Raw genomic sequence first — 9,319 nt, 5'->3', positions numbered from 1 at the left:
GTCACGGGTCGCCGGCTCCTGTGCTGTCACAGGCGGTCGGGCTAGGCGCCCGCGCTCCGCGTCTCGGCTCCTTGGCTCGCATCGCCCCTGCCGCGGTTCGCGAGAGCGCGCGCCTGCGCGTGGAACGCCAGGATCTGCAGCTCGCTGCCCACGTCGACCGACCGCACGATCACGTCCTCGGGGAGCTGGAGCGCGCGCGGTGCGAAGTTCAGGATCTCCCGGACCCCCGCCTCGACGACCCGCTCCGCGACGTCCTGCGCCACGTGCGCCGGGGTCGCCAGGACGACGATCGTCACGTTCTCGCGGGCGAAGACCTCCTCGAGCGCGTCGACGTGCTCGATCACGAGCCCCGCGGCCTCGGTGCCGACCACGTCCGGCGAGGCGTCCAGCAGGGCCGCGACCTCGAACCCGCGCGTGCCGTAGCCCGAGTAGTTCGCGAGCGCGTGCCCGAGCGAACCGATGCCGACGATCGCGATCCGATGCTCGTCCTCGACCCCCAGGGCCGACGTGATGTAGGTCGCGAGCGAGTCGACGACGTAGCCCACGCCGCGCGTGCCGTAGGACCCCAGGAACGACAGGTCCTTGCGCAGCTGCGCCGACCCGACGCCCGCGAGCTCCGCGAGCTCGGTCGACGACGTCGTCTCGACGCCTCGCCCCTCGAGGTCGCGCAGCGCGCGCAGGTACGCGGGAAGTCGCGCCACGGTCGCGCCAGGAATACCGGTATCACCCAGGGTCTCTGCCACCCGAACCACCCATGCTTCGTCGTGTCGTCGTCGCTGACGCTCTCGCTGTCCTGCTGTCTCGGATCATCCCAGGCTCGGCGCCCGGGGACGGAACGTCAGCCGGTGGCGCGCCGCCGCGAGAGCGCTCTGGCGAGCCTCGCTCCGTCGACCTGCCAGAACCCCTGCTGGACGCCGTCCACCGTCACGACGGGGACGTAGTCACCGTACTGCGCCGCGAGGACGCCCGACGGGTCGGAGTCCACGTCGACCTCGGTCCAGCCCACGCCCTGGTCGGCGCACACCGCCCCGACCACCTCGCGGGCCTCCTCGCACAGGTGGCACCCGACGCGGCCGTAGAGCACGACGCGCACGGGCGCGCTCGTGGCCTGGTCTGCGTCATGTCCGGCGGCGGGCTCAGGAACCTGTCCTGCGGCGGGATCTGCGGGGCTCACGACCCCAGCCTACGCATCTCGGACACCCCCTCACGCCGCCCGGCCGGCGCCCCTGCCCGGTGGGCGCCGTCGGCGAGGGTCTGCGAGCGCCGATAGAGTGGACGACATGCCGACGTCTGCTCCTGGGTCCACCCATCCCACGGCAGCCTTCTTCGACGTCGACAACACCATCATCCGGGGCGCCAGCTCGTTCCACCTGGCACGGGCGCTGTACCAGCGGGGCTTCTTCTCCACCCCGGACCTCGTGACGTTCGCCTTCCACCAGGCGCGCTACCTCCTGCTCGGCGAGAACAAGCGCCAGATCGACCAGGTCCGCACCCGGGCCCTCGACCTCGTCGCGGGCCGCTCGGTCGCGGAGGTCGTCGCGATCGGCGAGGAGGTCTACGACCAGGTCCTCGCGCTGCGCATCTACCCCGGCACCCAGAAGCTCCTCGACGAGCACATCGCGGCCGGCCACCAGGTGTGGCTCGTGTCCGCGACCCCGCTCGAGATCGGGCAGCTCATCGCGCGTCGTCTCGGGGCGACGGGAGCGCTGGGCACGGTCGCCGAGCACGAGGAAGGCCTCTACACGGGGCGCCTCGTGGGCGACATGATGCACGGGCGGGCCAAGGCCGCGGGCGTCCGGGAGCTCTCGGAACGGCACGGGATCGACCTGTCGGCGTCGTACGCGTACGGCGACTCGCTCAACGACGTGACCATGATGCAGGCCGTCGGCCACCCGTGCGCGATCAACCCCGACGCACGCCTGCGCCGGCACGCCAAGGACGTGGGCTGGCCGATCCGCGAGTTCCGCGGGCGTCGGCGGCGGGTCGCGGGCCGAGGGCTCAAGACCGCGAGCTGGGCCGGGGCCGCGTGGGTCCTGGGGCTCGTGCTGCGCTCGATCCGCCGCTCGATCAAGGGCCGCGCCGGTCTCTGACTGCGCGCCGAGTGTGCAGTTCGGGTCGTCCCGGAACACCGGCAACAGCCCGAAGTGCACGCTCGGTGAGCGAGCCGCCCGGCGGGAGAGCTCCAGGCATGCGAAGAGCCCGGCACCCCTGGGGGTTCCGGGCTCTCGCGACAACCTGCGCGTGACCGCGCAGCGCTGCTACTTCTTGTTGCGACGCTGGTGGCGCGTCTTGCGAAGCAGCTTGCGGTGCTTCTTCTTGGCCATACGCTTGCGGCGCTTCTTGATGACGGAGCCCATGGGTCCTCACAATGCTGGATCGGTGTGCGATCGGGATCGCCCCGATCATGGTGGTCCACGGCTGATCGGGAACCGACCAACACGAGAAAAAGTCCGTCTCCTAGACTACCTGCTCCCGGCGGGTGGCCCGAAATCGACGCCGGGTGACGTCGTCGGGCCGCGCGGGCGGTGCACCCGGCGAGGCGCGGGTCAGTCGAAGTGCGCGTCGAGCCCCAGGAGCGGGAAGACGGCCTTGCGGGTCGCGACCACGGCGCGGTCCACCTCGTCCTCGGGGTCGTAGCCCTTGCCCCACGGCGTGAAGTCGACGTCGCCGTCCCCCATGAGCGCGGGCGTCTCGCGGTGCGCGACCGCGCTGATGTGGTCCCGCCACGCGCCCGGGACGGGTGTCGAGGGGGCGACGGGCGCGTGCACGACCTCGGCCACGACGTTCGACCACGCGTACGGGACGACCGACGTGACCGAGTACCCGCCCCCGCCCAGGGCGACCCAGCGGCCCTCCGCGAGCTCGTGCGCGAGCTCGTGGACCCAGTGCACGGCCGCGCGCTGCGCGTCGACGCTCACGTCGAGGTCGCTCAGCGGGTCGTGCCCGTGCGCGTCGCAGCCGTGCTGGGACACGACGACCTGGGGCCGGAACGCCCTGAGCACGGGAGGCACCACGGCGTCCACGGCCCGGAGCCAGCGCTCGCCGTCGGTGCGACGAGGCAGGGCGACGTTGACCGCGGTCCCCGTGGCCCCGGGCCCACCGGTGTCGGTGGCGTGCCCGGTACCGGGGAACAGGGTGGCGCCGCTCTGGTGCACCGAGACGGTCAGGACCCGCGGGTCGTCCCAGAACGCCTGCTCGACCCCGTCGCCGTGGTGCGCGTCGAGGTCGACGTACGCGACGCGCTCGGCCCCGTCGTCGAGCAGCCGGCGGACCGCTGCCGCGGCGTCGTTGTAGATGCAGAAGCCCGACGCCGCCCCGCGCTGGGCGTGGTGCATGCCCCCGGCGATGTTGACCGCGTGCAGCGCACGGCCCGACCACACGGCGCCGGCGGCCTCGTACGAGCCGGACAGGATCCGGGCCGCGGCCTCGTGCATGCCCGCGAAGACAGGGTCGTCCTCGGTGCCCAGGCCCAGTGCGGGGTTCTCGACACCGTGCTCCGAGGCGGCGTGGACCGCGGCGACGTAGGCGGGGTCGTGCACCAGACCGAGCACCTCGTCGGACGCGGGCGACGTGCCGACGACCTCGACGCCCGGCGCGTCGAGCAGCCCCAGCGCCCGTACGAGGCGCATCGTCAGGTCGAGCCTGGTCGGGGACATGGGGTGCCCGTGCCCGAAGTCGTAGCCCAGCAGGTCCGGGCTCCACACGACCTGGGCGGCGAACGGCACGGTGTCTGGCTCGGTCACGTGCGCTCCTCGGTCCGGCGGGTCGTCCGGGTCGTCGGTCCGTGCGGCCGGTGCCCGGCGCACGGTCCCGCACCGCGCGCGGCGGCCTCGGTGGCGGGCAGGAGACACGGTATCCCCCCGGCGGCCCGACGGCGCCCCGCGGTTCAGCCGGTGGGCACCCGTGCTCCTGTGGCAGAGTTGGGCGACACATCGGCACGCACGGCGCCCGGTTCGGTCCCGCAGGGGACCCGGCGCCACCCGTCCACCCGGACGAGGACGCACGGACAGGGAGACGGAGGACCGATGGCCCAGGGCGTCTCCGGGCGTTTCTTCGCAGGGCGCGAGCTGGTCGACCGCCTCGCCCGCCACTCCCCCGCCCGCCTCGCCGTGACGGTCTTCGCGGCCGTGATCTCGCTGTTCACGCTGCTCCTCATGGCGCCGTGGGCCACGACGTCCGGGAAGTCGGCGCCGTTCATCGACGCGCTGTTCACGGCGACGTCGGCCGTGTGCGTCACGGGCCTCGTGGTCGTCCCGACCGGGACGTACTGGTCCACGTACGGGCAGGTCGTGATCCTCGTGGGCATCAAGATCGGCGGCCTGGGCGTCATGACGCTCGCCTCGATCCTCGGCATGGCGGTGTCGCGCCGCATCGGCCTCACGCAGAAGCTGCTCACCGCCTCGGAGACCAAGACGACGCGCCTCGGCGAGGTCGGCTCGCTCGTCCGGGTCGTCATCATCACCTCGACGACCATCGAGCTGACCATCGCGCTCCTGCTCCTTCCTCGGTTCATCGTGCTCGAGGAGACGTTCGGCGAGGCGGCCTGGCACGGGCTGTTCTACGGGATCTCGGCGTTCAACAACGCGGGCTTCATCCCGACGGCCGAGGGCCTGACACCCTACGTGGGCGACTGGATGCTGCTCATGCCGATCATCGTCGGCGTCTTCATCGGGTCGCTCGGCTTCCCCGTGATCCTCAACATCATGCGCAACCGCAGGCGCGCCGCGCGGTGGAGCCTGCACACCAAGCTGACGCTCACGACGAGCGCGGTCCTGGTCGTCGTGGCGGTGGTCCTGTTCGCGGCGTTCGAGTGGACCAACGAGAAGACCCTGGGGCCGCTGAGCCTCAACGAGAAGATCCTCGCCTCGCTCTTCGCCGGGGTCATGCCCCGCTCCGCGGGCTTCTCGACGATCGACATCAACGGCATGCACGAGTCGAGCTGGCTCATCACCGACGCGCTCATGTTCGTCGGAGGCGGCAGCGCCTCGACCGCGGGCGGTATCAAGGTCACGACCCTCGCGGTCATGCTGCTCGCGATCGTCTCGGAGGCCCGCGGTGACCGCGACCTGGAGGCCTTCGGGCGACGCGTCCCGCGCGAGACCCTGCGGCTCGCGGTCGCCGTGTCCTTCATCGGCGCCACCGCGGTGCTCGTCGCGAGCCTCCTGCTCCTGGAGATCACGGGCTGGACCCTCGACGTGATCCTCTTCGAGACCATCTCGGCGTTCGCGACCGTCGGACTCTCGACGGGCGTGACCGCGGACCTGCCCACCGCCGGCAAGTACGTGCTCGTCGTGTTGATGTTCATCGGCCGGACCGGGACCATGACGCTGGCGGCGGCGCTCGCGCTGCGCGACCGGCGCCGCGTCATCCGCTACCCCGAGGAACGCCCGATCATCGGCTGACCGGCCCGGGCCGGCCCCGCGCAGATCCCTCAGACCTCTCAGAACCCTCCCGACGAAAGGCTCCCAGGTGCCCGACAAGAAGGCCCCCGAGAAGAACGCGGGCGTGCTCGTGATCGGCCTCGGCCGGTTCGGGTCCGCGATCGCGGCGACGCTCGACCGGCTCGGCCAGGACGTGCTCGCGGTCGAGCGCTCCCCCGAGCTCATCGCGCAGTGGTCGGGCCAGATCCCCCTGGTCGAGGCCGACGCCTCGAACCCGACCGCGCTGGAGCAGCTCGGCGCCCGTGACTTCCCCGTGGCCGTGGTCGGTGTGGGGACCTCGCTCGAGGCGAGCGTGCTCATCACGGGCAACCTGGTGGACCTCGGGACCCCGCAGATCTGGGCCAAGGCCATCTCGGCCGAGCACGGCCGCATCCTGCAGCGCATCGGCGCGCACCACGTGGTCTTCCCCGAGGCCGACGCGGGCAGCCGCGTCGCGCACCTGGTCTCGGGCAAGCTGCTCGACTACATCGAGGTCGAGGACGGCTTCACGATCGTCAAGATGCGTCCCCCGAAGGAGACGCAGGGCTTCACGATCGAGCAGACGAAGGTCCGCGAGCGCTACGGCGTGACGATCATCGGCGTGAAGTCCCCGGGGCAGGACTTCGTGTACGCGGAGCCGACCACGCGCATCTCGGCGAACGACCTGCTCATCGTCTCGGGGCACGCCGAGCTGCTCGAACGGTTCGCGGCCCGCCCCTGAGGCGTCCCGCCGCGGTGCCGCGCAGGTGGCGGCGCCCGCCCCAGCAGCCCGACGGCGGCGCTCAGGTCGAGCGCGCGCGTCGCCGTCGTCGGCGGGAACCCGTGACCGTGACGACGCCCGTGACGACCAGCGCACCGGCGCCCGCGAGCACGCCCACGACCGCCGTGCCGGTGAGCGCCAGGTCGTCGGCGGCAGGGACTCCCGCCTGGACGCCACCCGCCCCGGGAAGAGGACCCGTGGCGGCCAGCTCGGCGCCGCCGGGGCCCGCGCCAGGTTCCGCTCCGGTCTCGGTCCCGCCGCCGGTACCGGAGCCGCCGCCAGGACCGGTCCCGCCGCCGGGTTCGGTGCCAGGGCCCGTCGGTCCCGACACCTCGAACCCGGCCGTGTCGAGGTACGTACCGGTCGCGGGGTCCGTCACGCGGACGACGTGCGTCCCGGGCCGCACCGCACCGGGCAGCCGCGTCGAGAGCTCGAACGTGCCGGCGGCGAGAGCGACCACGGTGGCGAGCCGCACGGGCGGCGCGTAGGCCGAGCGGAGGTCGACGTCGTACGTCGCGAAGGGCACCAGCCCGTATCCGCGCACGACCAGCGCCCCACCTGCGACCGCGGTCCCGGGGTCCGCCTCGACCTGCGACCGGCTGGTGATCCCGGAGACGTCCACCTCGAGGCCCACACCCTGGGGGTCGGGGGCACCCGACGAGCTCACGAGGCCCGCGGTCGCGGGCAGCGCACCGACGATCAGGCCGACGACCGTCAGGAGCGCAGCTGTCGTCCCTGCGAACACACGGGTGCCTACCCGTGGGGCCATGCGTCGCACCCGCGAACTCCTTCGTCGCTTCTCGCCCCCGAGCGCGCCGATCCTCCCACGGGGGCGCGGCCCTCCGGAAGGGGGCAGCGGGTGAGAAACCGCGAGCCAGGCGCCGGCCGCTACTCCGTGCGGCGCCGCAGCGTCAGCGTGCCCAGCACGATCGCCCCGACGATGAACGCGACGATGACGGCGACGGCGCCGCTCACGTCCGCGAAGGTCCCGCCCGCCGCGACGTCCTGCAACGCCGAGACGCCGTACGTCAGGGGCAGCACGCGGCTGATCGCCTCGAGCACCGCAGGCATCTCGTCGCGGGGCATGAGGAGCCCGCACGTGATGAGCTGCGGGAAGAGGATCACGGGCATGAGCTGGACGGCCTGGAACTCCGACCGGGCCAGGGCCGAGGCCGCGAGGCCCAGGCACGACCCGAGGATCGCGTCGAGCACCGCGACGAGCACGACGACCCACACCGGCCCCGACACGTCCATGCCGCAGACCCACACGGCGAACGCCACGACGACGAGGGCCTGCACGGTCGCGAGCAGCGCGAACGCCAGGGCGTACCCGCCCACGAAGTCCCCCTTGCCCAGGGGCATGGTCATGAGCCGTTCGAGCGTCCCGGACTGGCGCTCGCGCAGGGTCGTGACGCTCGTGACGAGGAACATGATGATCATGGGGAACAGGCCCACGAGGATCGGGCCGAACTGGTCGAGCACGGGCGTGCCGTCGAACATCCACGCGATGAGGCCCAGCAGCACGCACGGCAGCACGACGAGCAGCGCGATGGTCCGCGGGTCGTGGCGGATCTGGCGCAGGACCCTGCCCGCGGTCGCGAGGGTCAGTCGCGGGCTGACCGCCCGCGGCGCCCGCCGAACCGGTACGTTCGCCCTCTCCCCCCGGGACGCGCCCGTCGCGACGGTGGCCGCGCTGCGCGCGTCGTGCGTGCTCATGACGCCTCCCCTCCGGGGTGACGCGGACTCCTGACGGGTGCGGCGCCGTCGGGCACGGACGCATCCTCGACGAGGCGCAGGAACGCGTGCTCGACGTCGTGCGCGCCCGTGCGCTCCAGGAGCCCGGGCAGGGTGTCGTCCGCGAGCAGGCGGCCGTCGCGCAGCAGCAGGAGCCGGTCGCAGCGCGTCGCCTCGTCCATGACGTGCGACGACACGAGCAGCGACGTGCCGGCGTCGCGCAGCCGGGCGAACAGGTCCCACAGGTCGCGGCGCAGGACGGGGTCGAGGCCGACGGTGGGCTCGTCGAGCACGAGCAGCCGCGGCTCGCCCAGGAGGGCGGCCGCGAGCGAGACGCGCGAGCGTTCGCCCCCTGACAGCGTGCCGACGCGGCGGCGCGCGTGCCGGGCGAGGTCCACGGCGTCGATCACGCGCGAGACGTCGCGGGGGCCCGCCCCGAGGATCGAGGCGAAGTAGCGCAGGTTCTCGGTCACGCCGAGGTCGGCGTAGACGCTCGGCGACTGGGTCACGTACCCGACCTGGTGGCGCAGCGTCGGGTCCCCCGCGGCCCGCCCGAGCACGTGCGCGGTCCCGGCCGTGACCACCTGGACCCCGACGAGCGTGCGCAGGAGCGTGGTCTTGCCGCTGCCGCTCGGTCCGAGGAGCCCGACGATCTGCCGCTCGGGCACCGTGAGGTCGAGCGCGTGCAGCACCGTGGTCCCGCCGCGGTCGACACGCAGGCCCTGGACGCTGATGACGGGCTCGCTATTCCCCATGTGAGGAATTGTGCTCCTCGTGCGGACCCGGCGCAAGACCCTCGTCCACCCCTTCGAGGAAGCGCTGGAGCGTCGGGGCGATCGAGAGCGCCAGCTCGTCGGCCGGCATCGACGCCACGGGCTCGATCCGCAGCAGGTGACGCGCGACGAGCACCCCGAGCACCTGGCTCGCGACCAGGCTCACCCGACGGGCCGCGACCGCGCGCGGCAGGAGTGTCGCGACCTGGTCGAACACCGTCCGCTGGAGGTAGCGCGGCAGCTCCTGGACGTGCTCGTCCGCCGAGAGCATCCCCGACAGCACGAGCCGGAGCTGGACCTGGCCGTCCGGGGCGTCCCACACCGCGAGGACCGTGCGGGCCAGCCGCTCGCCCAGCCCGTCGAGCCCGCCCTGCGCGAACCGGCCCGCGAGCGCCTGCGGGTCCGCCCCCGCAGGGACGAGCGAGGCCGCGAACAGCTCGCCCTTGCCGTCGAAGTAGTGCCGGATGAGGCCGGGGTCCACCCCCGCCGCCCGGGCCACGCCGCGCAGGCTCACCGCGTCGAACCCCTTGGCGGCGAACTCCTCGCGCGCCGCGGCCACGATCGACGCCCGGGTGTCCTCACCTGCGGGCCGACGGCCGCGTCTCACCGCACCAGCGCTCATGCCCCGATTG

At 73.0% G+C, this 9,319-nt stretch carries 11 protein-coding genes; 3 read left to right on the top strand and 8 right to left on the bottom strand.

Annotated elements, in window-relative coordinates; translation table 11 throughout:
* Nucleotides 1-41 precede the first annotated feature (41 nt).
* Both ACFRCR_RS13275 and ACFRCR_RS13270 read right to left on the bottom strand, forming a co-directional pair.
* Nucleotides 42-743, bottom strand: coding sequence for a redox-sensing transcriptional repressor Rex (locus ACFRCR_RS13275; RefSeq protein WP_377678137.1), 702 nt, complete (start codon nt 741-743; stop codon nt 42-44).
* 95 nt (nt 744-838) lie between these two features.
* On the bottom strand, nt 839-1,174 hold the full coding sequence (locus tag ACFRCR_RS13270) for a glutaredoxin family protein (RefSeq protein ID WP_377678135.1): 336 nt from the start codon (nt 1,172-1,174) through the stop codon (nt 839-841).
* A gap of 106 nt (nt 1,175-1,280) precedes the next feature.
* Here ACFRCR_RS13270 and ACFRCR_RS13265 point away from each other — a divergent pair, with 106 nt between their 5' ends.
* Entirely contained in the window at nt 1,281-2,090 is an 810-nt protein-coding gene (locus ACFRCR_RS13265; RefSeq protein WP_377678133.1) for an HAD family hydrolase, read from the top strand.
* Between the two features lie 168 nt (nt 2,091-2,258).
* Here the strand turns inward: ACFRCR_RS13265 and ACFRCR_RS13260 are convergent, their stop codons facing one another.
* Both ACFRCR_RS13260 and ACFRCR_RS13255 read right to left on the bottom strand, forming a co-directional pair.
* The gene (locus ACFRCR_RS13260; RefSeq protein ID WP_003792170.1) at nt 2,259-2,357 is read right to left on the bottom strand and encodes a 30S ribosomal protein bS22; all 99 of its coding nucleotides are present in this window, start codon (nt 2,355-2,357) and stop codon (nt 2,259-2,261) included.
* 189 nt (nt 2,358-2,546) lie between these two features.
* Nucleotides 2,547-3,743: an acetoin utilization protein AcuC gene (locus tag ACFRCR_RS13255; protein WP_377678131.1), complete on the bottom strand. Its 1,197-nt coding sequence runs from the start codon at nt 3,741-3,743 to the stop codon at nt 2,547-2,549.
* Between the two features lie 282 nt (nt 3,744-4,025).
* On the opposite strand from ACFRCR_RS13255, the gene ACFRCR_RS13250 reads away from it, so the two are divergent.
* A complete protein-coding gene (locus tag ACFRCR_RS13250; RefSeq protein ID WP_377678129.1) occupies nt 4,026-5,402 on the top strand; it encodes a TrkH family potassium uptake protein in 1,377 nt (458 codons plus the stop codon).
* Between the two features lie 67 nt (nt 5,403-5,469).
* Nucleotides 5,470-6,141: a TrkA family potassium uptake protein gene (locus ACFRCR_RS13245; protein WP_191798382.1), complete on the top strand. Its 672-nt coding sequence runs from the start codon at nt 5,470-5,472 to the stop codon at nt 6,139-6,141.
* 61 nt (nt 6,142-6,202) lie between these two features.
* On the opposite strand, the gene ACFRCR_RS13240 is transcribed toward ACFRCR_RS13245, so the two are convergent.
* The 4 genes from ACFRCR_RS13240 to ACFRCR_RS13225 all read right to left on the bottom strand — a co-directional run.
* Entirely contained in the window at nt 6,203-6,925 is a 723-nt protein-coding gene (locus ACFRCR_RS13240; RefSeq protein ID WP_377678127.1) for a hypothetical protein, read from the bottom strand.
* Nucleotides 6,926-7,068: 143 nt separating this feature from the next.
* Nucleotides 7,069-7,896, bottom strand: a complete 828-nt coding sequence (locus ACFRCR_RS13235; protein WP_377678125.1) for an ABC transporter permease — start codon at nt 7,894-7,896, stop codon at nt 7,069-7,071.
* Nucleotides 7,893-8,669 (bottom strand): ABC transporter ATP-binding protein, encoded by a 777-nt coding sequence (locus ACFRCR_RS13230; RefSeq protein WP_377678123.1) that lies wholly within the window; start codon nt 8,667-8,669, stop codon nt 7,893-7,895. Before ACFRCR_RS13230 ends, ACFRCR_RS13235 begins: the two co-directional genes overlap by 4 nt.
* Nucleotides 8,659-9,319, bottom strand: a 661-nt coding sequence (locus tag ACFRCR_RS13225) for a TetR family transcriptional regulator (RefSeq protein WP_377678121.1), incomplete at its 5' end; no start/stop codon positions are given. The genes ACFRCR_RS13225 and ACFRCR_RS13230, both read right to left, overlap by 11 nt.

The organism is Oerskovia sp. NPDC056781, from assembly GCF_042789955.1.
GTDB classification, from domain to species: domain Bacteria; phylum Actinomycetota; class Actinomycetes; order Actinomycetales; family Cellulomonadaceae; genus Oerskovia; species Oerskovia rustica.
This window is presented reverse-complemented; position numbering and strand designations above follow the sequence as displayed.